The sequence below is a fragment of the Actinomadura sp. NPDC000600 genome (assembly GCF_040492135.1).
Classification (GTDB): domain Bacteria; phylum Actinomycetota; class Actinomycetes; order Streptosporangiales; family Streptosporangiaceae; genus Spirillospora.
The window spans coordinates 200,162-226,357 of record NZ_JBEUPD010000009.1 but is presented as its reverse complement, the minus strand read 5'-3'; the positions used below and the strand labels follow the sequence as shown (position 1 = coordinate 226,357).

Annotated in this window: 19 protein-coding genes; 6 read left to right on the top strand and 13 right to left on the bottom strand. The window is 73.6% G+C overall.

The window, feature by feature from the left end; all coding sequences use genetic code 11:
• Positions 1-13 precede the first annotated feature (13 nt).
• Positions 14-1,732 (bottom strand): DNA polymerase/3'-5' exonuclease PolX, encoded by a 1,719-nt coding sequence (gene polX / locus ABWI07_RS16235; protein WP_353819022.1) that lies wholly within the window; start codon positions 1,730-1,732, stop codon positions 14-16.
• Between the two features lie 119 nt (positions 1,733-1,851).
• A complete protein-coding gene (locus ABWI07_RS16230; protein ID WP_353819021.1) occupies positions 1,852-2,907 on the bottom strand; it encodes a baeRF2 domain-containing protein in 1,056 nt (351 codons plus the stop codon).
• Positions 2,908-3,145: 238 nt separating this feature from the next.
• Between ABWI07_RS16230 and ABWI07_RS16225 the strand changes: the two genes are divergently transcribed.
• The gene (locus ABWI07_RS16225) at positions 3,146-4,645 is read left to right on the top strand and encodes a cryptochrome/photolyase family protein (protein WP_353819020.1); all 1,500 of its coding nucleotides are present in this window, start codon (positions 3,146-3,148) and stop codon (positions 4,643-4,645) included.
• A gap of 3 nt (positions 4,646-4,648) precedes the next feature.
• On the opposite strand, the gene cydC is transcribed toward ABWI07_RS16225, so the two are convergent.
• The 6 genes from cydC to ABWI07_RS16195 form a co-directional block, all read right to left on the bottom strand.
• Positions 4,649-6,301 (bottom strand): thiol reductant ABC exporter subunit CydC, encoded by a 1,653-nt coding sequence (gene cydC, locus ABWI07_RS16220; protein WP_353819052.1) that lies wholly within the window; start codon positions 6,299-6,301, stop codon positions 4,649-4,651.
• 202 nt (positions 6,302-6,503) lie between these two features.
• Positions 6,504-8,117 carry a thiol reductant ABC exporter subunit CydD gene (gene cydD / locus ABWI07_RS16215; protein WP_353819019.1) on the bottom strand — a complete coding sequence of 538 codons (1,614 nt, stop codon included), beginning with the start codon at positions 8,115-8,117 and terminating at the stop codon, positions 6,504-6,506.
• 7 nt (positions 8,118-8,124) lie between these two features.
• Positions 8,125-9,237 carry a cytochrome d ubiquinol oxidase subunit II gene (gene cydB, locus ABWI07_RS16210; RefSeq protein ID WP_353819018.1) on the bottom strand — a complete coding sequence of 371 codons (1,113 nt, stop codon included), beginning with the start codon at positions 9,235-9,237 and terminating at the stop codon, positions 8,125-8,127.
• Between the two features lie 73 nt (positions 9,238-9,310).
• Entirely contained in the window at positions 9,311-10,729 is a 1,419-nt protein-coding gene (locus ABWI07_RS16205) for a cytochrome ubiquinol oxidase subunit I (protein WP_235036858.1), read from the bottom strand.
• A 165-nt stretch (positions 10,730-10,894) separates the two neighbouring features.
• Positions 10,895-12,115, bottom strand: a complete 1,221-nt coding sequence (locus tag ABWI07_RS16200; RefSeq protein WP_149259913.1) for a PucR family transcriptional regulator — start codon at positions 12,113-12,115, stop codon at positions 10,895-10,897.
• Positions 12,116-12,162: 47 nt separating this feature from the next.
• The gene (locus ABWI07_RS16195) at positions 12,163-13,389 is read right to left on the bottom strand and encodes a PucR family transcriptional regulator (RefSeq protein WP_353819017.1); all 1,227 of its coding nucleotides are present in this window, start codon (positions 13,387-13,389) and stop codon (positions 12,163-12,165) included.
• A 384-nt stretch (positions 13,390-13,773) separates the two neighbouring features.
• On the opposite strand from ABWI07_RS16195, the gene ABWI07_RS16190 reads away from it, so the two are divergent.
• The 3 genes from ABWI07_RS16190 (at position 13,774) to ABWI07_RS16180 (ending at position 17,108) form a co-directional block, all read left to right on the top strand.
• A complete protein-coding gene (locus tag ABWI07_RS16190; protein WP_353819016.1) occupies positions 13,774-14,397 on the top strand; it encodes a PraA/PraB family alkane oxidation protein activator in 624 nt (207 codons plus the stop codon).
• 343 nt (positions 14,398-14,740) lie between these two features.
• Complete coding sequence (locus ABWI07_RS16185) at positions 14,741-16,630, top strand: Vgb family protein (protein ID WP_353819015.1); 1,890 nt, start codon at positions 14,741-14,743, stop codon at positions 16,628-16,630.
• Between the two features lie 28 nt (positions 16,631-16,658).
• Entirely contained in the window at positions 16,659-17,108 is a 450-nt protein-coding gene (locus ABWI07_RS16180; protein ID WP_353819014.1) for a hypothetical protein, read from the top strand.
• Positions 17,109-17,219: 111 nt separating this feature from the next.
• Here the strand turns inward: ABWI07_RS16180 and ABWI07_RS16175 are convergent, their stop codons facing one another.
• The 4 genes from ABWI07_RS16175 to ABWI07_RS16160 all read right to left on the bottom strand — a co-directional run bounded on the left by ABWI07_RS16175 (position 17,220) and on the right by ABWI07_RS16160 (position 23,134).
• Positions 17,220-18,704 (bottom strand): N,N-dimethylformamidase beta subunit family domain-containing protein, encoded by a 1,485-nt coding sequence (locus ABWI07_RS16175; protein ID WP_353819013.1) that lies wholly within the window; start codon positions 18,702-18,704, stop codon positions 17,220-17,222.
• 566 nt (positions 18,705-19,270) lie between these two features.
• On the bottom strand, positions 19,271-20,827 hold the full coding sequence (locus ABWI07_RS16170; protein WP_353819012.1) for a serine/threonine-protein kinase: 1,557 nt from the start codon (positions 20,825-20,827) through the stop codon (positions 19,271-19,273).
• 88 nt (positions 20,828-20,915) lie between these two features.
• Positions 20,916-22,262 (bottom strand): carboxylesterase/lipase family protein, encoded by a 1,347-nt coding sequence (locus tag ABWI07_RS16165; protein ID WP_353819011.1) that lies wholly within the window; start codon positions 22,260-22,262, stop codon positions 20,916-20,918.
• Complete coding sequence (locus ABWI07_RS16160) at positions 22,259-23,134, bottom strand: VOC family protein (RefSeq protein ID WP_353819010.1); 876 nt, start codon at positions 23,132-23,134, stop codon at positions 22,259-22,261. Before ABWI07_RS16160 ends, ABWI07_RS16165 begins: the two co-directional genes overlap by 4 nt.
• A gap of 85 nt (positions 23,135-23,219) precedes the next feature.
• On the opposite strand from ABWI07_RS16160, the gene ABWI07_RS16155 reads away from it, so the two are divergent.
• Together ABWI07_RS16155 and ABWI07_RS16150 are read left to right on the top strand one after the other, a co-directional pair.
• A complete protein-coding gene (locus tag ABWI07_RS16155; RefSeq protein ID WP_353819009.1) occupies positions 23,220-24,170 on the top strand; it encodes an AsnC family transcriptional regulator in 951 nt (316 codons plus the stop codon).
• A 118-nt stretch (positions 24,171-24,288) separates the two neighbouring features.
• Positions 24,289-25,389, top strand: coding sequence for a hypothetical protein (locus ABWI07_RS16150; RefSeq protein WP_353819008.1), 1,101 nt, complete (start codon positions 24,289-24,291; stop codon positions 25,387-25,389).
• A gap of 54 nt (positions 25,390-25,443) precedes the next feature.
• Here ABWI07_RS16150 and ABWI07_RS16145 read toward each other — a convergent pair whose 3' ends face one another.
• Entirely contained in the window at positions 25,444-26,010 is a 567-nt protein-coding gene (locus tag ABWI07_RS16145; protein WP_149259902.1) for a hypothetical protein, read from the bottom strand.
• Positions 26,011-26,196: the final 186 nt, after the last annotated feature.

Sequence of the window (26,196 nt, the reverse complement as noted above, 5' to 3'; positions counted from 1 at the left end):
GGCGTCGGTGCGGCTACCGCTTCGCCCGCAGGAAGTCGATCAGCCGGCCGGCGGGCCAGGTGTTGACGACCTCGTCCGGGGTGAGCCAGCCGCGCTGCGCGGTGCCGATCCCGTAGCGCAGATGGGCCAGGTGGGGGACGGCGTGGGCGTCGGTGTCGACGGCGAACCTGACGCCGTGGCGTCTGGCGCGGCGGATGTGCTCGGCGGGCAGGTCGAGCCGCTCCGGGGACGCGTCGACCTCCAGTACGGTGCCGGTGCGGGCGCAGGCGGCGAAGACCTCGTCCCAGTCGGCCTCGACCGGCGGGCGCCGGCCGATCTGCCGGGCGGTGGGATGGGCGAGGACGGCGACGAACGGGTTCTCGCAGGCGCGCACCAGCCGCCGCGTCATCTGCTCGCTCGGCTGGTCGAAGTGGGAGTGGACGGAGGCGAGGCACACGTCGAACCCGGCCAGGAAGTCGGCGGGCCAGTCCACGCCGCCGTCGGGGTCGATGTTGAGCTCGGTGCCGTGCAGCACCCGCATGCCGCCGTGGCGGCCGTCCAGCGCGCGGACCTCCTCGCGCTGGGCCAGCATCTTCTCGTCGGTCATCCGCTGCATGGCCAGGCCGGGCGCGTGGTCGGTGACGGCGTAGTAGGAGTACCCGCGGGACGCGGCGGCGGCGACCATGTCCGGCAGGCTCGCCAGGCCGTCCGACAGGTCGGTGTGGGTGTGCAGGTCGCCCCGGATGTCGGCCTCGGCGACCAGGACGGGCAGCTCCCCGCGCATGGCCGCCTCGATCTCCCCGGCGTCCTCGCGCAGCGGGGGCGGGATCCACGGCAGCCCGAGCCTGGCGTACACCTCGTCCTCCGCGGCCGACACGAGCTTGGCCCCGGTCCCGACGTCGAACAGCCCGTACTCCGACAGCTTGAGCCCGGCGTGGACGGCGATCTCCCGGGTGCGGATGTTGTGCGCCCGGGACCCGGTGAAGTACTGCAGGGCCGCGCCCCAGTCCTCGGGCGGCACCACCCGCAGGTCCACCTGGAGGCCGGCGCCGGTGCGGATCGAGGTCTTGGTGTCCCCGGCCGCGATGACCTGCTCGGCCAGGGCCAGGCCGACGAAGGACCTCATCAGCGCGTCCGGGCGGTCGGACGTGGCCAGCACGTCGATGTCGCCGACCGTGTCCTTCATGCGCCGCAGGGACCCGGCGAACGCGCAGCGCTCGCATCCGGCGACCGCCGACAGCTCGGCCACGATGGCCTCGGCGAGCTCCATCGCGGTCCCGAGCGGCACGCGCTGCCCCGCCTTGTGCAGGATCTCGATCCCGTGCCGCAGGTTCTCCTCGGTCTTGGCGCCGAAGCCGGGCAGGCCGTGCAGCCGACCGGTGTCGAGGGCGCCGGCCAGCGCCTCCACGGAGTCGATGCCGCGCTCGTGGTAGAGCACCATCGCCTTCTTCGGGCCGAGCGTGGGCACGAGCGTCAGCTGCCGGACGCCCACCGGGATCTGCGCCCGCAGCTCCTCCAGCTCGTGGATGCTCCCGGTGGTCAGGTACTCGTCGATCTTCGCCGCGATCGACTTGCCCACGTTCGGGATGCCCCGCAGCCCGGCGGCGTCCAGGCCCGCGAGGTCCACCGGGTCGCCCGCCACCGAGCGCGCCGCCTTCTGGTACACCCGCACCTTGAACGCCTCGCCGCCGGTGATCGCCAGCAGGTCGGCGTACTCGTCCAGCAGGGCGCCGACCTCGTCGTTGACGCGCATGGCCTCCGCTCCCTCACATCCCCCTCCGGGGCGCGGCGGCGGGCCGCGCCCACGTCCGGACCGGCGCGGTGTCCTGCGGCCTCGCGAGCGCGCCGCGGATCTCCTGGCATAACGGGCTTTCAGGCATAGCGGCACAGGGCTCCGAGGCCCTGCGAGGGACCGCCGGGCGTCCCGGGCTCCAGGACGTGCACCTCGGCCCCGGTCAGCAGGGCGGCGCGGACGGCGACGTCGGCCAGCGGGCCGCGCACCACCGGGGTCGCGCCCGACGCGACGAGGGACGTGCGCCGGTCGGACACCTGCGTCGGCGCGGGGCCGAACCAGGCCGTCCGCCGGTCGGCGGGGTCGTCGGCCACCAGCAGCGTGCCGACCTGCCCGCGGGCGAGCGCCCGCAGGGTCTGGACCGCGCCCTCGACTGCCAGACCGGACGGGCCCCGCCCCTCGTCCAGCCGCTTCAGCAGCTTGCGGGTCTCCTCGTCCGCCCATTCGCTCACCTGCTCCCGGACCTGCTGCTTGCGGTGCTGCCACGCGCCGTCCCGTCCCCGTCCGCCGGAGACGTGGCCCACGGTCACCTCTTGGCGGACGCCTTCGGGGAGGTGCTTGGTGAGGTACTGCATGGCGCGCACGTCGCCGCCGAGGAGCAGCACGCGCGCACCGGAATCGGCCAGATCGTCCGCGAGCGCGTGCGCCACCATGGTCGCGTTGTGCTCCCAGGAGTCCTCGGCGCGGTGCTGGTGGCGCATCTGGGACCAGCCGCCGGGAGCGTTGCGCACGATCTCGTCGTCCGGGCCGTCGATCGTCCTCGTGGTCGCGGTCGCCGTCCCGCCCCGGTAGGTCTCGATGTCGGCGCCCTTGCGGTCGACGAGGGTCAGCACGTACGGCGGGCGCTCCTGGAGCCACGCCAGCAGCGGCACCAGGCACGGCAGCGGCGCGTGGACGGCGAGGTCGCGCGGCCGGGCGCCCGGCATCTCGACCACCGTGGGCTCCGGCTCGCCGTCGACCGCGAAGACGGCGACCGCGCCGGATCCCGGTTCCGCCCGGGCGATCAGCCGGTCCAGCGCGTCGACGACGGCCTCGTCCGCGCCCTGCGCCCGCAGCCGCTTGGCCGTCAGCTCCCGGCGCAGCGCGGCGTCCTCCTCCCCGGGAGGCGTGGTCAGGTTGAAGTAGACCGATGTCACCGGCCCTCCGGAGCAGAGCCGACGCAGGGTCTCGGTCGCGATTCTCTCGTCCGCCTTCATGTGAAACAGCCTGTACAGCAGGCCATTCGTCCGATTAGGGACGAAGGTCCGCGGGTCGCCGGACCTTCGTGAGTCGGCCCTGCCGGTAAAGGGCGGGTGCGGTCGCGCGCCGCCTTCGCCCGCGGCGGGCCGTGCGCCACACTGAGCGGGAGTCCAGGCGTCCAGGGGGAGGATCCGCGTGGCTCACTCAGACACCGGATTCCACTGGCTGTTCGGGGACCAGCTGGGCCCGCGCTTCCTGCGCCCGGACGCCGAGATCGTGATGATCGAGTCGCGGTCGGTCTTCCGGCGGCGCCGCTTCCACCGCGCCAAGGCGCATCTGGTGCTGTCCGCGATGCGGCACCGCGCGGCCGAACTCGGCGACCGGGTCCGCTACGTCAAGGCCGAGACCTACCGCGACGGCTTGGCCCAAGCCGTGGGCGACGCCCCGGTGACCGTCCACCACCCGACGTCCCACGCGGCCCTCCGCTTCGTGCAGGGCCTCCGGCAGGCGGAGGTGCTGCCGCCGCGCGGGTTCCTCGTCCAGCCGGAGGAGTTCGCCCGGTGGGCGGAGTCCTCTGGCGGCGGGCAATTGCGGATGGAGAGCTTCTACCGGCACGTGCGCCAGGACCACGACCTGCTGATGGACGGCGACCAGCCCGCAGGCGGGCAGTGGAACCTCGACAAGGACAACCGCGAGCCCCCGCCCAAAGGCGAGGCGAAACTGCCGGTCCCGGCCCCCTACCGGCCGCGCGAAGACGAGATCGACGAGCAGGTCAGGGCCGATCTGGACCGCTGGGAGCGGAACGGCGAGGTCGCGTTCGTCGGACGGGACGGGCCGCGGCTGTTCCCCGCCGACCGCACCGAGGCCAAGCGTGCCCTGCGCGCCTTCGTGGACAAGCGCCTGTCCACCTTCGGCCGCTGGGAGGACGCGGTCCTGGCGGAGGACTGGGCCATGAGCCACAGCCTGCTGTCCGCCTCGCTCAACCTGGGGCTGCTCGACCCCGCCGAGTGCGTCGAGGCCGCCGAGGACGCCTACCGCTCGGGGAAGGCGCCGCTGAACTCCGTCGAGGGCTACATCCGGCAGGTCGCCGGGTGGCGCGAGTACATGTGGAACCTCTACTGGCACTTCGGGCCCCGCTACCGGGAGTCCAACGCCCTGGGGCACCGCGCGCCGCTGCCGGAGTGGTTCGCCTCCCTGGACGCCGGGGCCGTCCGGGCGCGCTGCCTGTCGACCACCCTGGCGCAGGTCCGCGACCGGGGCTGGGTGCACCACATCCCCCGGCTGATGATCCTGGGCAACTTCGCCCTCCAGCGCGGCTGGGACCCGGCGGCGGTGACCGACTGGTTCCACCGCTGCTTCGTGGACGGCTACGACTGGGTGATGCTCACCAACGTCATCGGCATGTCGCAGTACGCCGACGGCGGCCGCATCACCACCAAGCCCTACGCGTCCGGGGGCGCCTACATCAACACCATGAGCGACCTGTGCGGCCCCTGCGCCTACCGGCCCACCGAACGCACCGGTGAGCGGGCCTGCCCCTTCACCGCCGGCTACTGGGAGTTCGTCCACCGCCACCGCGAACGGCTGGCGCACAACTACCGCACCGCCCGCGCCGTCAAGCAACTCGAACGCCTCCGCGACCTGGACGACGTCCTTCGCGCAGCCCGGGACCGCGACCCGGACGCCGCACCCTGACGGTCAGGCGCCGGGCTCGTGGAGGCGTCCCGAGCGCAGGTGCAGGACCCGGTCGACGGCTCCGGGCGGCGGCGGTGCGTGGGTGATCAGCAGGATGCCCGGCCCCGACGGGTCGCCGAGCACGTCGGTGAGGAGGTCGCGGGCCGTGGCGGGGTCGAGATGGGCGGTCGGCTCGTCCAGGACCAGCAGCCGCGCGCCGGACAGGAAGGCGCGTGCCAGCGCGATCCGCTGCCGCTGGCCCCCGGAGACCCGGACGCCGTGCTCGCCCACGTGGGTGTCGAGCCCGTCGGGGAGGCCGGCGATCCAGTCCCAGACGCGGGCGCGGCGCAACGCTCCGACGATCTCGGACTCCTCGGCGTCCGGCTTGGCGAGCGCCACGTTGGCGCGGATCGTGGTGGCGAACAGGTGGGCGTGCTGGTCGACCAGGCAGATCGCGCGCCGGACGTCGTCCTGCGCGTGGTCGCGCAGGTCGTGGCCGTCGAAGGTGACGCGGCCCTCGTCGGGGTCGCGGAACCGGACCAGCAGGTGCGCCAGGGTGCTCTTGCCCGCCCCGCTCGGGCCGAGCAGCGCGACCCGGTCGCCGGGACGCAGGTCGAGGTCGACGCCGTCCAGGATCCAGGGCGAGCCGGCGGCGTAGCGGGCCCTTACGCCGCGCACCCGGAGGAGGTCGCCGCGCGGCGCGGGCAGCGGGCGCGGCGGGTCGGCGGCGGGCGCCGGGCGGGCGGTCAGCGCGCCGAGGCGGGCGGCGGCGCCGTGCGCGGTGAGCAGGTCGCGGGCCGCCTCCGGCAGCGGCCGGACGGCCTCGAACGCCGCCGCGGCCGCCAGCGCGAGGGCGGCGAGCAGGACGCCGGGCAGCGCGCCCCGGTGGACGGCGTGCAGCCCCGCGACCAGGACGGCGAGCGTCGTGGCGGCGGTGAGCAGGGTGACCGACCCCGAGGTGAACCCGGCGGTGCGGGCGTCGCGGCGCGCGATCCGGGCCAGTACGGCGTCGGCGGCGCCGATCCGGCCGAGCTGGTCGTCCACCCGGTCGAAGGCGACGAGATCGGGTGCGCCGTGCAGCAGCTCCACGGTCTCGGCGTTGCGCGCCGCGCGGCCCTCGGCCCGCCGGGACGCGGCGGCACGCGTGAGCGCGGCGGCAGCGGCGGGCAGGAGGAGCGCGGCGGGCAGCAGCCCCAGCGCCAGCCAGAGCCCGGCGGCGGGCAGCAGCCACGCGGTGGCGGCGACGGTTCCCGCGCCCACGACCAGCGCGACGACCGGCGGACCGAACCCGCGCAGGTACAGGTGCTGGACGGCTTCGACGTCGGCGACGAACCCGCTGAGCAGGTCGCCCGACCTGGCCCCCGGCAGCCCGGCCGGGACGAGCGGCTCCAGCCGCCGGAACCACCGCACCCGCAGCTCGCGCAGCAGCCGGAAGCTCGCGTCGTGGGACACCAGGCGCTCGGCGTAGCGGAACGCGGCCCGCGACAGGCTGAACGCCCGCACCGCGGTGATCGCCACGGCCAGCGCGACGACCTCCGGCCGCAGCGCCGCCCGGGAGATCAGATACCCGGAGGTCCCCATCAACGCGACCCCCGACCCGAACGCGAGCCCCCCGCAAAGCGCCGCCCCGGCGAACCGATGCGCCACCGGCCGCGCAGCACCGATCAACTCCCGCACCGGCCCCCGGCTCACGCGAAAGCTCCCGCACGAGGCAGGGCCGGGGCGACCTCTCGGGCGGCGTCCGCGAGCGGTCGCGGCTCGTGTCCTACGACCAGTGGGCGCCCATCAATGCGAGGCCTCCGGTAGCGGGACTGGTCTTGTCGAACGGCGGTGTCCACGGCCGATCGCGGCTCGCGCCCGGCGACCGGCGCGCGGCCGGTCACGTGAGGGCTCCGGTGGGGGCGGGGGTCAGGGCGATCAGCTGGTCTGCGGCTTCGGCGAGGCGTGGGTCGTGGGTGGCGATCACCAGCGTGCGGTCGCTGAGGGCCAGGAGCGCGTCGGTCACGTGTTGGGCGGTGGTCGGGTCCAGGTGGGCGGTGGGTTCGTCCAGCAGGAGGAGTGGGGCGGGGCGGGCCAGTGCTCGGGCCAGGGCCACGCGGCGTATCTCGCCTGCGGAGAGTCCGGCGCCCGCCTCGCCCACCGTGCGGTTCAGCAGGCCCGCGGCGCCGGCGAGTTCGGCCGCGGCCTCCGGGCTCAGGCCGCCGGGCTCGGCCGGGGCGATGGCCTCGGCCACCGGGCCGGGACGCAGCCGGGGGCGCTGCGGCAGCCAGGCGACCAGCCGCCGCCACTCGTCCGGGTCGAACGCGGCGAGGTCCGTCCCGTCCACGGTGATGAGCCCGGACGACGGCTCGACGAACCGCAGGAGCAGCGCCAGCAGGGTGCTCTTGCCCGCGCCGCTGTCCCCGACGAGCGCCGTCCGCCCCCCTGGGCGGATCTCCATCGACATCCCGGTCAGGACGGGCGGGCCGTCGTATCCGGCGGTGACGCCCACCAGCCGGACGGTCCCGAACGCGGCCGGACGCGGGCGCGCGGGCGCCGGCACGGCGGGAGGCAGCGCGAGCAGCGCGCACAGCCGCCGCGACGCCGTCAGCCCGTCCGCGCCCGCGTGGAACTCGGCCGCGAGCCCGCGCAGCGGCCCGTACAGCTCCGGCGCGAGGACGAGGATCGCGAGGCCCGCCTCAAGGCCGATGGCGCCGGTCGTCAGCCGCAGACCGATGCCGACCGCGACCAGCGCCGTGCCGAGGGTCGCGGCGAGCTCCAGCACGAACGCCGACAGGAAGGCCGTGCGCAGGACCCGCATCGTCTCCCGCCGGTAGCGGTCGCTGGTCGCGGCGATGGCGGACGCCTGAGCGCGGCCCCGGCGGTGGGCGCGCAGCGTCGTCAGCCCGTTCACCACGTCGAGGAAGTGCCCGCTCATCAGGGCGAGCGCCCGCCACCGCTCCCGGGTCCGTGCCCTGGTCGAGCGGCCGATCAGCGCCCCGAACAGCGGGACGAGCGGCAGCGTCCCGGCCATGACCAGCGCCGACGCGACGTCCCGGAAGGCGACCCAGGCGAGGATCGCGGGCGGCGCGAGCGCGGCCGTCATCAGCTGCGGCAGGAACCGGGCGACGTAGGTCTCCAGCGCCTCGACGCCGTCCGTGGTGGCGGTCACCGCCTCGCCGGACGGCACGCGCCCCGGGCGCGCCCGCACGATCCGGCGCAGCACCCGGCCGCGCAGCTCGCGGACCATGCGGGACGCGGCCGTGCGGGCGCCGGTCTCCGACGTCCAGCCGAGCGCGGCGCGCGCCGCGCCCACCGCCGCGAAGCCGAGCAGCGCGGGCAGGACGTCCCGCACGTCGCGGCCCCCGAGGAAGCCGGCGACGACGACGTGGGAGAACAGCGCGGCCTGCGCGATCGTGAGCGCCGCCGAGCAGGCCGCGACCGCTCCCGCCGCCGCCAGGAACCGGCGGACGCCGGGGACGTCCCGCGGCAGCCAGGGGTCGAACGCGCGCATCCGCGGCCTACTCCCCGCCCTCGGCGGCCGCGCCGCCGGACGACGAGCCGCCCGGCCGCCGACCCTTCGTGATCATGTGCAGCGGGGTCGGCGGGCGCGCGAAGTCCTCCCGCGAGAGCCGTGCCCGGAACACCCACAGCGCCCAGATCTGGTAGACGAGCACGACGGGCACGAACACGCCGGCGATGATCGTCATCGCCACCAGCGAATAGTGGTTGGACGCGGTGCTGTAGATCGTCAGGCTCGGCGAGCCGGCCGTGGACGACACCATGACCCGCGGGTACAGCCGGGCGAACAGCGCGGCGACCAGCAGCACGACCGCGGCGGACGTCCCCGCGAACGCGGCCAGGGGGCGCTTCAGCCAGATCAGCGGCCCGGACGCCGCGGCCGCCGGGAGGCTCAGCCCGAGCAGCACGTACACCGGCACGGTGTAGGGCGCCGACGACGAGGCCTGCACGGCCGTCCACACCGTGAACACGATCAGCAGCACCGCCGCGACCGGGTAGATCGCGAGGGAGAAGCGGCGTACCCGCCCCTCCAGGCCGCCCTCGGTGCGGAAGGCGAGGAACAGCGTGCCGTGCAGCGCGAACGCCGCCACGAGCGTGAACCCGGCCAGCACCGAGTAGCCGGTGAACAGCACGCCCTGCCCGCCGGTGACGTCGCCGCGCGGGTCCATCGGCACCCCGCGCGTGATCGCGGCGAACACGACGCCGAGCAGGAACGGGATGGCCAGGGACGAGATCGGCAGCGCGACGTCCCAGCGGCGGCGCCAGGAGAGGTCGTCGTGCTTGTTGCGGTACTCGATGGCGACGCCCCGCACGATGAGCGCGACCAGGATCCCGAAGAACACCAGGTAGAAGCCGGAGAACATGCTCGCGTACCAGCCCGGGAACGCGGCGAACGTCGCCCCGCCCGCCACGATGACCCACACCTCGTAGCTGTCCCACACGGGCAGGATCGTGGCGAGCAGCGCGTGCCGCTCCGGGTCGTCGCGGCCGACGAACGGGTAGAGCATCCCGACGCCGAAGTCGAAGCCGTCCAGCAGGAAGAACCCCATCCAGAGCACCGCGATCAGCACGAACCACAGCGTCTGGAGGTCGAAGTGCCCTGCGGTCTCCATGGTGTGACGCACCTTTCCAAACGCGGGGCCGGGTTCCTGAGGGCCGTGTTCCTGAGGGCCGGGCGCCGGACGGTCAGTGGAGCATGGGCGGCAGCGCGTCCTCGCGGGTCAGGTCGGGGGCGGGACGTTCCGGGCCGATCCGGATCGCCCGGACCATCAGCCAGATCATGATCGTGGCGAGCACCCCGTAGACGGCGGCGAAGCCGGCCAGCGTCGCGATCACGTGGCCCGTCCCGACCATCGGGGAGATCGCGTCGTGCGTCCTGAGCAGGCCCTGGACGATCCACGGCTGGCGGCCCATCTCGGTGACCAGCCAGCCGGCGGTGTTGGCGAGGAACGGCAGCGCGAGGAACGCGTAGGCCGTCCAGGCGAACCAGCGGGACCACGCCCAGCCGCGCCGGAAGACGATCCACAGCCACGCGGCGCTGTACAGCAGCACGAGGAACCCGACCGTGATCATCACGCGCCAGGACCAGTAGATGCTGCCGATGATCGGGGTGTAGTCGCCGGGGCCGTACCGCGCCTCGTACTCGCGCTGGACGTCGTCGATCCCGCGGATCCGCCCGTTCCAGCTGTTGGTGGACAGCACCGACAGGCCGTGCGGGATGACGATGTCGACGTTGGTGCGCTCCGGGTGCTTCTCCCAGGGCCCGATCGCCAGCAGGGACAGCGGCGCGGGCGCCTGCGTCTCGTACAGCGCCTCGGCCGCGGCCATCTTCATCGGCTGGCGCTTCACCAGGATCTGCGCCTGGAAGTGCCCCACGCCGATCACCACGACGGACGCGACGGCCGTCACCCACAGCGCCCCGCGCGCGGCGGCCCGGAACAGCGTCACGTCCGCGTCGTCCGGGGCGACGCCCTCCCGCCGGGCCTTGCGCAGCCGGTACGCGGACGCGGCGATGACCAGGAGCCCGGCCGTCACCAGCGACGCGGCGATCGTGTGGAAGAAGTGGGTGATCTGGAGCGGCTGGAGGAGGACGTCGCCGAGCGACGTCATCTCGGCGCGCCCGCCCTTCATCGCGTAGCCGACGGGGTGCTGCATCCAGGTGTTGGCCGCCAGGATGAAGTAGGCGGACGACCAGGTGCCCGCCACCACGAGCCAGATCATCGTGAGGTGCACGCGCGGGGACAGCCGGTCCCAGCCGAACAGCCACAGCCCGATGAAGGTGGACTCCAGGAAGAACGCGACCAGGCCCTCGATCGCCAGCGGCGCCCCGAACACCGACCCGACGAACCGGGAGTAGACCGACCAGTTCATGCCGAACTGGAACTCCTGCACGATCCCGGTGACCACCCCGAGCGCGAAGTTGATCAGGAAGAGCTTCCCGAAGAACCGCGTCATCCGCAGGTAGTGCTCCTTGCCGGTGCGGTACCAGGCGGTCTGCATCGCGGCGACGAAGAAGGCCAGTCCGATCGTGAGCGGCACGAACAGGAAGTGGTAGACGATGGTGACGCCGAACTGCCACCGGTCCAGCACCGCTGTCGTCTCCACCGCGCTCCCTTCCCCGTCGTCGGAGACCTCGGCGGCAGAGCACCATCGGGAGGCCGCCCCACCGGGCATGCACTGGGCACACTTCCCGGCCGGTCGGCTGCCGAAAGGCAGCCCGCGGTCAACCGTTGATCAAGTTCCGTGGCGGGCCGGCGGCGCGTCCCCGGCTCAGTCTCCGGTGTCGGGCGGGCAGGGCACCGGCCGGTCGCCGGCGCCGCGGGCGCGGAGCCGGTGGGCGCGCAGGGCGGTCTCGACGGCGAACCGGGTGCCGGGGTCGGCGAGCTCGTCGCCGAGGAGGTGCTCCAGGACGCGCATCCGGTACCGGACGGTCTGCACGTGCACGCCGAGCTCCTCGCTGATCCGCGTCGCGGGCGCGCGGGTGCGCAGCCAGACGGCGAGCGTGTCGACCAGCGGCTGCCTGCGCCGGTCGCTGAGCGGGGCGAGGGGCGCCAGGCCGCGGCGCGTGATCTGGTCGATCAGCGCTCCGTCGGCCAGCAGCCACAGGCTCATCAGGTGGTCCTCGCACAGGGTGAGCGTGCCGTCGTGCAGGACGTCACCCAGGTCGAGCAGGCGCCTGGCCCAGCGGAGCGAGTCGGCGGCGCGGGCGCGCGGGACGGTCAGGCCGACCGCGGCGCGGTCCCCGGCCAGGGCGGCTTCGAGCATCGCCCGCCGTTCGCCGGTGAGCGGGCCGGGGACGAGGAGGTACGGCGCGGGGTCCTCCGGGTCCAGCAGGACGTCGGCGTCCAGGAGAGGGCTGACCGGGAGCGTCCCGGCGGGTAAGGCGACCAGCGTGACCTCGTCCGGGAGCGGCCAGTCGGCGGCCGGGTCAGGCTCGACGGACGGCGCCGGGGCGACCAGGGCGCGCAGCAGGGCCAGCCGGGCGGCGGCGCGTCCTCCGCACTCCTCCGCCTTGGCCTTCTCGTAGCCCTCCCTGGACAGGGCCGCCGCCTCGTCCATGTAGTCGATGACAGCCTCGGCCAGCGCGGACACCGCGAGGACGGACGCGACCCGGTCGTCCAGCATCGCCCGGATGCGGGACCACGCCACCTGCGTCGCGGCGCGGTAGGCCGACTGGAGCACGGTGAGCGGGCGCCCCTCCATCGCCTCGAACGCGCCCATCTTGCGGCACAGCTCGTCCCGGCGGTCGAGCGGTCGGGAGGGGTCGGCCAGCCAGTCCAGGAAGCCGAGGACGTTTCGTTCGACGGCGGTATGCAGGACGCGGTTGTAAGCGCTTCCGGGCGGCCGCGCGTAGGCGGGGATCGCGGCGCGGATGCGTTCCACGATCTCGTCGACGAGGCCCGGGACGACGGTCGTCCGGACGTCCGGCGACAGCGCCGCGACGAGCTTGCGCAGATCGTCGGACTCCGGTGGTGAGAGCGGCCTCGGCATCGCACGGGCTCCCTGGGGGTGGGGGGCGGGGGGTCGGGAGGCTGAGGTCAGGAAGCGGGCCGTTCCGGCGGCGTCCGCCGGCGGGCCTTGAGGATGGCCTCCAGGACGAAGCGCGTCTCGGGATCGTCCAGCGGGCCGCCGACCTCCTTCCTGATCTGCCGCAGCCGGTACCGGACGGTCTGCGGGTGCAGGTGCAGGCGGCGCCCGACGTCCGCCGCCGTGCTCCACTGCTCCAGCCAGACCCGCAGCGTCTCGGTGAGCGCGCGCCCCTTGGCCTCCGGCAGGTCCGCCAGGCCGCCGAGCCTGCGCCGCGCGAGCTCCTCCACGAGCGGCGGATCGCACGTCAGCCACAGGTCGAGGAGGTGGTCCTCGGCGCGGATCAGCGGCGGCGCGTCGATCACGCCGTCCTCGGCGAGGGCGAGCACGCCGCGCGCCCAGCGCAGCGCGTCGGGGATCTCGTCCAGCGGCACGGTCAGGCCGACCGCGACGGGCCCGCGGTCGAGCGCCGCGCCGAGCAGCGCGCGCCGGGCCTCGTCGACCTCGCCGGGCACGAGCAGCCAGGGCGCGGACCCGCCGAGGGCGGACAGGACGTCGCTGCGTTCGGCGGCGGGGCGCCACCGCGCGCCGCGGCGGACCGCGACCGGCGTCGCGGTCTCCGGCACGTTCCACCCGAGTCTCGCCGCGAGGTGCTCGACGGTCTCGCGGGAGGCGACCGGACGCGTGGAAAGGCCCTGCATGAGCAGCCTGCGGGAATGGACGAGGTCGACCGGCGCCTTAAGGCTCTGGTCCAGATAAGCCTCGACGATCGGCTCGATTATCTGGTCCATGAAGGCCATTTGGAATTCCGCGACGCGGGCCAGATCGGCGCCCGAGACCTTGTTGCGGACGCACACCTCGGTGATCCGGTGCCAGGAGGTGTCGAAGGCGATGTGGATCGCGGCGTGCAGGGACTCCAGGCTGCGGTTGCCCGTGACCTCCTTGCGCCCGAAGGAGTGCAGCAGCTCCAGCAGGCCGTCGAGCGGCTCGGCCGGGTCGGCGAAGCGCGCCATGTACGTGCGCATGGTCTCCCGCACCACCCGCTCCGGGCTGGGCGGGCCGCCGTCCGCGACCGCGTAGTCGGGGACGGTGGTGCGGACGGCCGTGTAGATCTCCTCGGCCAGTCCGGGGAGCCCCGAGCGCAGGACCTCGACGAGTTCGGGAGGCGCCGGCTCGGGACGGATGTTCGCACCGTCCCCGCCGCGCGCCGGAGCGGCCTGTCCAACCGGAACCGACATGCCGTTCAAAATACCCAGGGGTGTCTAGTCGGAAAAGGCCTCGGAACGGTGCCGCGAAAAGGAATATGGTCACTGACAGGCATACGTCGCGGAGAGTTGACGGGGGCACGGATATCGGCGCGGCCCCATGGCGCTTTCCGGTCGGACCGTTGACCGCCGACCACCGCCTCCTCATCGGCGAACAAACCGCGCGGCGCGTTTTACTCAGCCGTTGACAGACCTTGCCGGAATCGGCGTCGTCCCCGCTTCCGAGCCTTGTCGGCCGTGAAAATCTCCGCTTACCGTACTGGCTGGTAGGTGAATGGTGAGCTCACACCACCCACGCAGGAAGGCCCGTGCCCGTCCCCAGGCACCCGGTCCCACCCCCAGGAAAGGTCATTCCCCGTGCGTAAGATCACCTCGGTGGCCCTCGCCGCCACGAGCGCGTCCGCTCTCGCGCTCTTCCTCGCTCCCGCGGCCAGCGCCGCCACCCTCACCGCGACCGTGACCAACGGCGGCTCGGTGACCGCCGCCAACTCCGGCAACCTCGTCATCACCGACACCACCACCGGCATCGCGGTGACCTGCACCGCGTCCACCGGCGCCGGCAGCATCCCGAACGGGACCACGAGCGGCGGCTCGCCGCTCCAGGTCGGCTCGCTCAGCTCGATCGGGTTCACCAACTGCAAGGGCGGCGGCTTCACCTTCACCGTGACCACGAAGGCCCTCCCGTGGAAGGTGAACGTCACGGGCACCACGTCGGGCGGTGTCACCCCGGGCAGCATCAGCGGCATCTCCGCGCACGCCTCGGCGGCCTTCGGCCTCTGCCAGATGGACATCAACGGCACGGCGTCCGGCTCCTACACCAACAGCACCGGCAAGCTGACCGCCGGCGGCGCCAGCCTGACGATCAGCAACGTCACCTCCGGCTGCCTGGGCATCGCGAACAGCGGCGACACCGCCTCGCTGAGCGGCGCGTACATCGTCAAGAACAGCGGCGGGACCTTCCCGCAGATCAACGTCACCTGAGCCGTGACGCGCTGATCCGGCGCACATGATCCGCGGAGGCCGACCCGCCCCGCAGCCCTCCGCGCCCACCCCCGGCGGGCCGGAAACGCCGACGCGTTTCCGGCCCGCCGCCTTTCCGGACCACGGCCCCGCCCGCCGGGCCGTGGTCCGGGCGGTCGATGTGCTCCGGAACGTTCCGGTGGACCGCTTGGCCGGTTGCGGCCCCTTCCCGCGATCTTGCTTGACTCTGGACACTCAAGAGTTTCTATTGGCCCCCTGTGATCCTTCGCGATCACCGTGATCCTTCGCGATCACCGCTACTCCTGTCGGCTTTCGGGGATGAGGAACCATAGGAGGCGATGGCATGCGCCATCGACGTACACGGGCGGGATCCATCGCCCTCGCCGCGGTGCTCGGGCTGAGCCCGCTCGCGGCGATGCCGTCGGCGTCGGCCGACGGCCAGGTGACCGAGGTGGCGCTGCCGGTGCCGGACGTCGCGCCGGTCGGCCTCGCCGCCGGACCGGGCGGCACCGTCTGGTACGCCGCGAACGCCGGCGGCATCGGCCGCGTCGGAGCCGACGGCAAGGTCACCGAGTTCAAGGTCAGCGAGAACTCGCAGGGCCGGCTCGGCATTCCGGACGCGATGACGGCCGCGAGCGACGGCGCCGTCTGGTTCACCGACCTGTCCTACAGCGTCCCCAGGGTGGGGCGCGTGGACCCGTCGAGCGGCGCCGCGACGCTCTTCGAACTGCCGACGACCGGCGACGTGAACTTCGCCAACGCGCAGATCGCCGGAATCGCGCCCGGCCCGGACGGGTCGGTGTGGGTCACCGGCGCCTTCTCCGGCACGATCGGCCGCGTCGACCCGTCGGGGAACGTCACGGCGTACGCGACGGGCCTCGCCCCGTACGGGGTCACGGTGGGCCCGGACCAGGCGGTGTGGTTCAGCGACAACAGCGGCCTGGTCGGGCGGCTCGACCCCGCCACCGGCGCGGTCACCACCTACGAAACGCCGTTCACCAACCAGGGCTACCCGGGCATGGGCGACATCGTGTCCGGCCCGGACGGCAAGGTCTGGTTCACCCAGCCCGGCGTCGGCAGGATCGGCTCCGTCGACCCGGCCACCGGCGAGGTCGCCGAGTACGCCCCGGGGCGCCCCGACTCCGACCCCACCGGCATCGTCGCGCACGGCGGCAAGCTCTGGTTCACCGAGGCCGCCGCCAGCAACATCGGCAGCCTCGACCCCGCCACCGGCGAGATCGCCGAGTACCCGCTGCCGGCGACCCTGTCGGCGCCGACCCGCATCATCAGCGGCCCCGGCGGCCACCTCTGGTTCACCGAGCCCGGCCGCGGCCTGATCGGGCACTTCGACCCGGCCGCCCCGCCGTCCGGCTCGTCCCACCCGGCGGTGCCCTCCCCGAACCCGGGCTCCAGCCCCGTCCCCGGCGCCCGCTTCCAGAACCAGTGCGCCGTGGAGACCCTCTGCCAGACGCAGGTCACCACCGGCGGCAACGTCAAGATCGGTACGTTCGACCAGAGCCTGCCGAACGGCGCCATCCGCATCACCGGCTCCCTCGGCGCGCCGGACGAGACGGGCGACCTCGTCCTCGACCCGCCCGTGGTCGGCGAGCAGCTCGTCTCCAAGCCGGTGGAGGTGGAAGGCGGCCTCATCGGGCAGCTGCCCCTGATCGGCCCGATCCTCGGCAAGTCGCCCGCCGCGATGTGGGAGGTCAACCGCCTCACGATCAGCCAGACGCTGGCCGGCAAGGTGCACCTCTACCTGACCGACACCGGACTCGCCGTCCGGGTGCCGCTCAACGTGCACCTCAACAACCCGCTGCTCGGCACCACCTGCGTCATCGGTCCGATCAACGCGAGCCTGCCGACGACCTTCCTGGCCGGGGCGCCGAACGGCGACCCGCACCTCGGGTTCGTCCCCGGGGCCATCTCCCTGGAGGCGCCCATCGACGTCCCGGCCGCCAAGGGCTGCGGTCCGTTCGGGATCCTTGACGGCGTCATCAACCAGATGATGGGCCTGCCCTCGCCCGCGTCGCAGAACTCGATGAAGATGACCGGCGTCCTCAACCTGGGCAACGGCATCAACGCGAGCAACACGCCGCAGAGCCTGGCGTCCGGCCCGGTCGCCACGAAGCTCAAGCAGCTGCTCAAGGCCGGGACGACCCAGCGGAAGGCCGCCAAGGCGCCGACCCCGGCTCCGAAGAAGGCCACCTACAAGGTCACGGCCCGCCGCTGAGGGCCCGGCCTCGAGGAACGGAGACGACATGCGGAGGCGGGCCCTGGCGGGCATGACCGCCCTGACCCTGCTCGCCGGCGGCTGCGGCGGATCGGAGCCCTCGATCCCCCCGACCGCCGGCGGCGGGCCCGCCTCCACCGGCACCCCCGGAGGCCCGTCCTCCGGGGGCTCTCCGTCCGGCGGCCCCGGCGCGGTCGTGCTGAACGGCGTCCGTCCGGGCGCCGAGAAGAAGTCCGCTCTGGACGGCACCTGGACGGCGGGCTCCGGCGGCGCCCGCGTCCGGCTCCACCTCTACCGGGGCGCCGCCGCCCTCAACGCGCCGGACTTCTGCACGGGCACGGTCAACGCGTCCGGCCACATCAAGCTGACCTGCACAAAAGGCACCGGAAAGCGCACCGCCGGAACCGCCGCCGCCCACGCGAACACCCTGACCGTCCACTGGACGAGCGGCCTCAAGGACACCCTCCACCGCCCCTGACGAACCCCCCGCTGGCGGCGTCGGCCCTTACGCTCAACCCCGTCCACACCCTGTGGACGGGGTTGCCTGATCCAGCCGCCGGCCGACCGGACCGGGCCGTCGGCGGCCTGTTCAGGGGGCGGCGGTGAGCTGCTTGGTGTTGGGACGGGACGGGTGGCTGCGGCCGAGCGGGCCGGCGGCCATCGCCCGGACGAGCGTGTCGGTGACCCGGGTGACGAAGGCGCGCCCCGCCTCGTCGACGCCGTGCCCGCAGGCCTTGCCGCGCATCGCGCAGACCCAGCGCATGGTGCCGGTGGCGAACACCCCCGCGCCGCTGCGGGTGGTGTAGTAGGACGCGTGCGCGACCGCCGTGCCGGTCCCGCAGCTGATCGGGGAGCGTCCGACGATCTCCAGTGTCGGCGGTGTCGGCCCGCCGGGGGCGATCGCGTCGGCCTCCGGGCCGACCATGCCGGGGAACCGGGTGCCCGCGCGCACGCCGGTGCCGCGGAACAGCCAGAAGTCGGGCCGGTGGACGGTGAACGCGCCCTCCGCCGGAAAGCACATGTACTGGATGCCGATGAGGTCGCTCTCCGGCCGCGGCTTCGGCGGCAGCCGCCAGTCCTGTGTCGACTCGGCCGGGTTCGTCCGGGAGACGGGGTCGGTCGCGGAGTCCTTGTAGCAGACCACCAGCCGGTCGTCGCCGAGCGGTGTGGCCTCGTACCGGATGTGCCGGTTGACCGCGTTGGCGCCGAGGAAGGCGATGTTGACGCCCTGGTCGCGGGCCTGCGTCACGCGCTGGCGCATGGCCGTCGACCAGTACTCGTCGTGCCCGAGGGTGAGCAGTCCGCGCGCCCTGCCCAGCAGGCCGGGGTCGGCGTGCAGGTCGTTGTCGGTCGCGTACGCCAGCGGCACGCCCGCCTTCTCGGCCAGGGCGATGGCGGGCAGCTCGTAGGTCAGGAACTTGCCCGCGCCGTTCTTGTCGTAGGGGCGGTCGAAGCTGACCGCGTAGGACCGGTCGGAGAATCCGGACGGCCCCCCGTACAGGTCGTAGCCGCCCCACTTGTTGTACGCCTGCCACGTGGTGGTCGCGTTCAGCACCACGACCCGTCCCGCGGTGTCCGTCGAGCGGACGGTCACCGGCACGAACCGCTGCGCGCCCGACGCGGCGGTCAGCCTGATCAGGTAGCTGCCCGCCGGCCAGTCGGCCGTGGCGACGGTGAGCGACGGCCGCCACGGCGCCGACACGGTGCGCGTCTTACGGCCGATCCGGGCCGCCGCCTGCCGGACGCCGGGCACCTGCCCGGACCGCCACACGCGCCGCGCGTTCGCGCCCCCGTACCAGCCCATCCGGAACGCCTCGGCGGTGAACCCGGACGTCGTGGTCGAGACGAACAGCCGGAACGACTGGCCCGGCAGCACGCTCACGCGGTCGGCGTACCCCTCGATCTCGTGCTCGGCGCCCTTGCGGCGGACCTGCCAGTCCGCCGTCCCGGGCTTGGCGTTCTCGGGTGTTTCCGGAGTCTCCGGCGTTGCCGCAGCCGCCTTGCCCGGCCTTTCGGTGACCGCGCGGTGGGAGGTCGAGCACGCGGCCAGAACGAGCACCGCCAGCAACGCCAACGCGACCGGGGTCCGAAACCTACGCGGAACCGTTCCTCGCTGTCCGGGACATCCCTTTTCTGCATGCGTCACGGCGGACCCGCCCCCTGCCTTCCCCCTGGGTGTCCCGTCCACCGCCACGTACCAGAGATCGTCTTCCCGTCCGGCGACCGCATATTCGCCGGTCCCGCGGGGGTTCGTCGCGCGCACCTGGTTCGTGACAGTCCGCGCCATTATGTCGCCCCACCGGACCAGGCGACGCACCATTCCCCGCGTGTCCCGGCCCCTCTCCGAGGAACCGCCGAGAACCTCCCACGGCCCCGGGCGCGTCGGCCACGGCGCCCTGTCGTGCCGGGAATTCGGATCCGGGCCTGCGGCGCATGCCCTGACGGACGCGCCGCGCCGGGTCCTGACTTCGCTGCGGCCACCTGGCCCTCACTCCCACGGCTGCCGAAACCTCTCATCCCCGCCCCACCCGCCGACGCCTTTTCTTGCGGACAAGGTCACCCGATAGGAGGCCTCGCCCGAATGACCGCACCGCCCATCCCCGAATGCGGCGGCAAAGAGGATGCGCAGCCGCACCGCGTTCACGGGCTGAGGCCGATCCCGCGCCTGCCCGACCAGATATAGGCCTGGACGGCGAGCCAGGCCGCGAAGGCGAGGCCGAGAGAGGCGCCGAAGACCCAGGCGTGGGAGCCGCTGACGCCGACCAGGTCCAGTTCAACGTCCATGTCCATGCCCAGGAGCCGGAAGACGAGCCCCGGCCACAGCACCGCCACCGCGCCCTCGACGATGACGGCCGTCCCGAGTACCGCCCGACGCGCTTCGGGGGAGGGTATCCGGGAGGCCAGCGAGCCGTTCGTCCCCCCGAAGGCGAACATGAGCGCGCCCGCGCTCGCCAGCCATCCGACGGCCCATGCGTATCCGATCTCCGCGTGCCTGGAGGGTCTGGACATCATTTCGGCCAGGACGTGGTTGTCGTCCACCGGAGCGACGAGGATGAGCGCCACGTTGAGGACGGCCACCGCGGCGAGGACGAGCACTGGCCGGCGGGTGAATCTCCGCAGCCCGATCGAAAGGATGATCGCCAGTCCCAGCAGCCCCACGGACCAGGGCGGGGCCGATTCTGTGAGGATCGCGAATCCGATCGCGTCCTGGAACTCGTGCGGCAGCAGAAGGGTGCCGGCGACCGCGAGCCAGGCGCAGGCGAAGGCCCCCCGAACGGCGACCGGACGGTCACGGCCGCCGCGGGCCCCGTGAAGAGTGTCGGCGCGCGTCGCGGAGCCCAGGTCGTGCGCCCCGTCCTGGGCGGGAGGCCGGTAACCGGGGGCGGTCACGGCGTTGAGCAGCTCGCGGGCCTGCGCGGGAGACGGCCGGGCGGCGGGATCCTTCCGGAGCAGGCCGTTCAGGAGTTCTGCGAGTGGCCCGCCGCACTGGGGCGGGGCGGGCTCCTTGGTGGCGATGGCGATGAACAGGGCGCCGTGCGTGGGCGCGGTGAACGGTGGACGGCCCTCCGCCGCCGCGTACAGGGTCGCACCGAGCGCCCACAGGTCCGAGGCAGGAGACGCGCTCTCCCCGTGCACCTGTTCGGGAGACATGTAGGCGGGCGTCCCCAGCACCGCACCCGACCGGGTGAGTGTGGCGTCGCCTTCCACCGCCGCGATGCCGAAGTCGGTCAGGACGACCCGGTCACCGTCCAGCAGCACATTGGCCGGTTTGACGTCGCGGTGCACGACGCCCTGCGCGTGCGCGGCCGACAGCGCGTCCAGCATGGCCAGCCCGATCGCGGCGACCCGCGGGCCTGGAAGCGGCCGCCGCTCGGCCAGCAGCTGCTCCAGCGACCGCCCCCCGACCAGCTCCATCACGATCCACGGACGCCCGTCCTCACCCACCACGCGGTCATGGACGGTGACGATCCCCGGATGCCGCAGCCGGGCGGCGGCGCGAGCCTCCCGCTCCATCCGCGCGTACCAGACGGCCCTCTCGGCCTCGCTGACATGCTCGGGCACCCGCAGTTCCTTGACGGCGACCTCGCGCTCCAGCTCGATGTCATAGGCCCGCCACACGGACCCCATCCCGCCCCGCCCGACAAGCCCCAGCTTCCGGTACCGCCCCGCCAGCACCCCCTCACCGTCCCACCCCATGATCGAAACCTACCGCCACCGGACATGACCGGATATGGCACTCGACTCGCTCGGTGGGCGCAGCCGTTCGCCCGAGAACACGCGGTCGTCAACTGAAGTGGTGAGTGGTGTCCGCGGGCCAGCCGGGGTCGCCCTGGTGGACGAAGCCGGCCCAGGAGCGGCGTACCTTCCGGACGAGTCCGGCCGGCGGGTCGCCGTCGAGCATGGGCGCGTCGCGCCAGGACTCCGCGGTGCCGAGGACGAAGGGCAGCTCGATGCAGTGGCACGCGCCGTAGGGGCCGTGCGGCGGGTGCCAGTCGAAGCGGTACAGCCATGGCGCGGCTCCGTTGCCGGTCAGCGCGCGTGCCAGGCGGAGCATCGGTTCGCGGAACAGCTGGTCGGTGGCGAGGTCGATGGCGACCCGGGCGGCCGTCCGGCCCTCCGGTGCCGCGCGGCCGGGGTCGCCGAACCAGCGGGCGGCGATGCGCGCGAGTTCGTCGGGGCCGAGCGCGGCCACCCGGTCGTCGAGCGCGTAGAACGCCGCCGCCTCGTCACGGGTGGTGCCCATCATGAGCGCCACGCCGTCGGCGGCGCGCTCGCCGACCTCCGCCACGGGGTCGGCCGCCACGAGGTCGCCGTCGGCGACGAGTTGGAACGGCGGTACGGCACTGAGCGGGACGGCGGTGCGGCGGGCGACGGCGCCCTGGGCGGCCAGCAGGTCGGCGACGGGGACGGTGGCGAGCCGGTCCGCGGATGCGGGGTCGATGCCGAGTTCGTCCAGCAGCAGGGCACCGGTCCGTTCGGCTTCGTCCGGCGGAGCGGGGAGCATGCCGCCGGGCGTGCTCTGCAGGATCGCGCGCCGGAACAGTCCGCGGGCCCGGCCGCCGGACAGCAGCGCCAGGATCGACTGGGCGCCGGCCGACTGGCCCGCCACCGTCACGTTGCCGGGATCACCGCCGAAGGCGGCGATGTTGTCGCGCACCCAGTGGAGCGCGGCGAGCTGGTCGAGCAGGCCCAGGTTCCCGTCGCTCACCCCGGGCGACCGCAGGAAGCCGAGCACGCCCAGGCGGTAGTTGAGGGTCACGACCACCAGGTCCCCCTGAGCGGCCAGTTCGGTACCGCTGTACCAGTCGAGCCCTCCCGACCCGCTGGTGAAGCCGCCGCCGTGCAGGAAGACGAGGACCGGGCGGGCATCGCCCGGCGGCGCCCACACGTTCAGCGTCAGGCACTCCTCCTCCGACTGGGGCATCTCGAAGCGGCCCATCACCCGTTCGAGGCGGGACGGGGGTTGCGGGGCTGCCGGACCCGGCGTCGAGGCGTCCCGTACCCCGGGCCAGGGCCGCACCGGCTCGGGCGCGGCGAACCGGTCGGCGCAGGCGTAGGGAATGCCGCGGAAGGCGGTGAGCGACCCCTCGCGGACGCCGCGCACCCGGCCCGCGGCCGTTTCGACGATCATCGGGCGACGAAGGTCAGGCCGGCGCCGCCGGCGTCACGGGCGGAGACGAAGAACCCGCCGTCGACCGTGCGGGTCGCGGTCCCGTTGTCCTCGACGAGCGTGCGCGCGGCGGCGACGTCGTCGACCGCGACGGTCATGGCGGCCGGATAGGACGCGGCCGGGACGGGCTCCCCGGGCAGTGCCCGCTCCACGTCCGAGGAACGGATGATCTCCAGGCGGCCGTCTCGCATCTCCACCACCGTCAGATGCCCCCGCCGCGCGGGCGAGGCCTGGACTACGGCGGCGTACCGGGACACGACCGCGTCGAACTCGGCGTCGTCGACCACGATCAGCACCGCCTCCAGGGCTCGCGCGCCGTTGGGGTGGCGCAGGTAGCGCGCCTGGTGCACGTACTCGCGGGTGAGGTGCTGGGCGATCCCCACGTAGCCCTCGGGCGTCGAGCGCGGGTCGAGGTGGACGGCGCGGGCGCGCATGGTGCGGATCCCGTCCTCGGTGTCGACGTCGCGCTCCAGGTCCAGGACGCCGGAGGTGCGCAGACCGGCGGCGGTGAGCCGCCGGTTCGCGGCCTCGGCGTCGCCGGTGTCGAAGTTGAGCAGCCGGAACCCCTCGTGCTGGTCGACCATCGCCCTGGTGTGCCAGGGGTCGGGTGCGGAGTCGTCCACGATGCCCAGCAGTTCGATGTAGGCCCCGCCGAAGAGGGCGCACCGGTTGGCCGTGCAACCCGGGACGGGCGGCTCCCCGGGACGCTCGTTCAGCAGGTGCCGGGACCGGGGGCTCAGGGTGAAGCCGAGCGAGGCGTAGGTGCGCTCCAGCGCGTCGAGATCGCGGACGACGATGCCCGTGTGGTGGAAACCTTGGATGTCGTGGGTCATGCGCCGATGCTGCGGCACCCGTCTGCGCCAGGTCACCAGAGAGCGCCCGGAACGCCGTGATCCGACACCGGCCTACCATCATCCGGTGGATTCGGTCACGCTCGGGCAGCTCGACCTGCAGTTGCTGCACGCGCTCCACCTCGACGGGCGCGCCCCGTTCAGCAGGATCGCCGAGGTCCTCGGCGTGTCCGACCGGACGGCCGCCCGCCGCTTCGCGCGGCTGCGCGCCTCCGGCGCCGCCCGGGTCACGGCCGTCGTGGACAGCCGCGGGGCGGGCCGCGCCGAGTGGCTCGTCCGGCTCCGTGTGCTGCCCTCCGGCGCCGCCGCGCTCGCCGGGGAGCTGGCGCGCCGTCCCGACACCGCCTGGGTGACCGTGCTGTCGAGCGGCACCGAGATCGTCTTCATCCTGCGCGTTCCCGCCGGACGCGCCGCCCCGCTCGCGGGGCTGACCCGCCACCCGCGCATCCTCGGCGTGGAGGCGCACCGGCTGCTGCGCCACCTGATGGAGCGCCGCTGGTTCGGCCGGACGTCGGCGCTCACCGGCGACCAGGTCTCCGCGCTCCGGCCGTCGCCGGGCGGCTCCACCGGCCCGGTCGCCCTGAACGATCTCGACCGCCGGCTGCTTCCCGTCCTGGCCGCCGACGGGCGTGCGGCCTATCCGAGTCTGGCGAGCCGCGTCGGCTGGTCGGAGTCGGCGGTCCGGCGGCGCCTGGAGGAGCTGCGCCGCTCGGGCACGCTCCGCTTCGATGTCGAGGTCGACCCGGTGGCACTGGGCTTCCCGACCCAGTGCCTGATCTGGCTGTCGGTCGCGCCGTCCCGGCTCGCCTCCACCGCGCGGGCCCTGGCCGCCGACTCCGAAGCGGCCTTCGTCGGCGCCACCACAGGTCCGCACAACCTCCTGGCCATCGCCGTCTGCCGTGACGAGGACGCCCTCTACCCGTACCTGAGTGACCGGATCGGATCCCTTGACGGGGTCGAGCGCATGGAGACCGCCCCCATCACCTCTTACGCCAAGCGAGTAGCCCCGCCCGTCTGAGCGAGCGGGTGTGCCAGTTGACACTGGCGGGATTTGGTGGCCGTAAGAGGACAGACGGTGGATCCACAAATCGTGCCACCAAATATTGGCGTAATCGTCCGCCGCTCGAGGAGGCACCGTGGATCTTCCCCAGACGAACCCCCTTCTGCCGCGTCGCGCCTTCGCGCTGGGAGGCGCCGCGCTGCTCGGGGCCGCTGTCACCGGGCCGCTGGGCAGGGCCGCGCATGCCGCTCCGCCGCCGGGGGAGTGGGTCGACGTGCCCGTCCCGCCGCCGGCTGGACGGAGCCAGCTGTTCGGCATCGCCGCACCGGACCGGTGGCACGTCTTCGCCGGCGGCACCGAGAACGCCTTCCAGCCGGACGCGCGCGCCGTCATGCTGCACGGGACCCCGCGCGGCTGGACGCGGGCCGTGCTGCCCGAGGGGCTCGCCGTCGTCAACGACGTCCGGGCCCGGCACGCCGCGAGTGCCTGGGCCATCGCCGCGGGCCGGAACGCTCAGGAGCGCACCGACCTGCTGCACTGGAACGGACACCACTGGACGACGGTTGCAGGTCCCGCGGGCGAGCGACTCCAGGCCATCGACCTGGACCGGACCGGCGGACTGTGGGCGACCGGATTCAGCGGGGACGCCGCCACGGTGTCGGTCCGGCGGCACGGACAGTGGACGAACACGCTCACCCTGCCCGAGTCCTCTGGGCTCAACGCCATCGCCGCCGGAAGCGCCTCGGACGTCTGGGCCGGTGGCATAGGGAATTCGCAGACCACGACGACCCCGCTGTGGCACTTCGACGGCACGGACTGGACGCGCATGCCGTGGGACTCGCAATGGCCCCACTGGATCCTGCAGATCGAGTACGTCGCTCCGGACGACGTCTGGTTCTACGCTCTCGAACAGAACCCGCTGTTCCCGCCGCCGACCCTGCACCACTGGGACGGCTCCGCGTTCACCGTGCACGCGATCCCCGGCCCGTCCGACCCGGTCGGCGAGGTGGGGCTGATGTCCGCGGTCGGGTTCCTCGGTTCGATCGCCGCCGACGGGCAGGGCGGCGTCTGGCTGTCCAGCCCGCGCGACCCCGCCCACCTGCTGAATTTCGACGGCGCGTCCTGGACCCGCGCCACCCCGCCCGTCACCGTGACCGCGTACTCGATGACCCGCGTCCCGCACACCACCACGATGTGGGCCGGCACCCAGATCGGCACCGTCTGGCGTCGTTCCTGATGCCTGAAGCCCGGGCTTTGGCCGCGAAGCGGGCGACGCCGGAGATGGAGACTGTCAGGCGGGCTTGACGCGGTAGTCGCCGGCTTGCAGCGTGAAGAACGGGGCGGGCGCCATGACTGGGGCGTACGGGTCATCGCTGGCCATGCACTTGGGCAGGGTGTCAACCGGGCCCGTCGAGCCCATCTGGTCGTGGCTGCGCCCGGAGTCGGCTCCGCCGTCGAAGACGGTGAAGCCGAGGTGCTTGCCCGTCCAGCCGCCGAGTTCGGGCGAGGTCCTGGTGACAATGGCGGTCAGCGTCGCGGCCCGGCCGCTGGTCATCACGCAGTTCACCTCGCCTTCGGCCCAGACGGCGAGGCCCTGGGCGGCCACCCGGTGGTAGACGCGGACCGTGCCCCGGGCATCGACCGGTCGAGGGGTCCGCCCACCCGTGGCGGAGACGGCGTGCGCGTCGAAGGTGAAGCGGACGTCATCGTCGGGCGCCGGAGCGTAGAAGACGCGCCCCGCCCCGGTCACGCTCGCCTCCCGGGTGGTGGCCGTAGCCGGTGAAGCGGACACGGCCAGGCATGCGGTCACCGTCACCGCCCCCAGGGCCGTCAACGTGCGGAAGGTCGTCAGGGCCACGGCGGTCTCCTCGTGAGTACGACTCGGGTGTCGCTCCAAGATCGCGAACCTCTCGGCCCGCAGCCTCCCCCGTACGGGCGAACCCGCTGGCTCCCAGGGCGGAAGGCCGCGCCGCCGCAGCCGCCGCCCGCGTCCGCACGGGCGTCCGGCTCTGGAGGGATGCGACGCGCCCCGGCCGTGGCGCGT

Bases quoted from the DNA above. Each gene is read 5' to 3' on its own strand.
- ABWI07_RS16170 (WP_353819012.1), bottom strand. From the start codon at position 20,827: ATGGGGTGGGACGGTGAGGGGGTGCTGGCGGGGCGGTACCGGAAGCTG.
- ABWI07_RS16200 (WP_149259913.1), bottom strand. From the start codon at position 12,115: ATGCCGAGGCCGCTCTCACCACCGGAGTCCGACGATCTGCGCAAGCTC.
- ABWI07_RS16165 (WP_353819011.1), bottom strand. From the start codon at position 22,262: ATGATCGTCGAAACGGCCGCGGGCCGGGTGCGCGGCGTCCGCGAGGGG.
- ABWI07_RS16180 (WP_353819014.1), top strand. From the start codon at position 16,659: ATGCGGAGGCGGGCCCTGGCGGGCATGACCGCCCTGACCCTGCTCGCC.
- ABWI07_RS16195 (WP_353819017.1), bottom strand. From the start codon at position 13,389: ATGTCGGTTCCGGTTGGACAGGCCGCTCCGGCGCGCGGCGGGGACGGT.
- cydD (WP_353819019.1), bottom strand. From the start codon at position 8,117: ATGCGCGCGTTCGACCCCTGGCTGCCGCGGGACGTCCCCGGCGTCCGC.
- ABWI07_RS16160 (WP_353819010.1), bottom strand. From the start codon at position 23,134: ATGACCCACGACATCCAAGGTTTCCACCACACGGGCATCGTCGTCCGC.
- polX (WP_353819022.1), bottom strand. From the start codon at position 1,732: ATGCGCGTCAACGACGAGGTCGGCGCCCTGCTGGACGAGTACGCCGAC.
- cydB (WP_353819018.1), bottom strand. From the start codon at position 9,237: ATGGAGACCGCAGGGCACTTCGACCTCCAGACGCTGTGGTTCGTGCTG.
- ABWI07_RS16185 (WP_353819015.1), top strand. From the start codon at position 14,741: ATGCGCCATCGACGTACACGGGCGGGATCCATCGCCCTCGCCGCGGTG.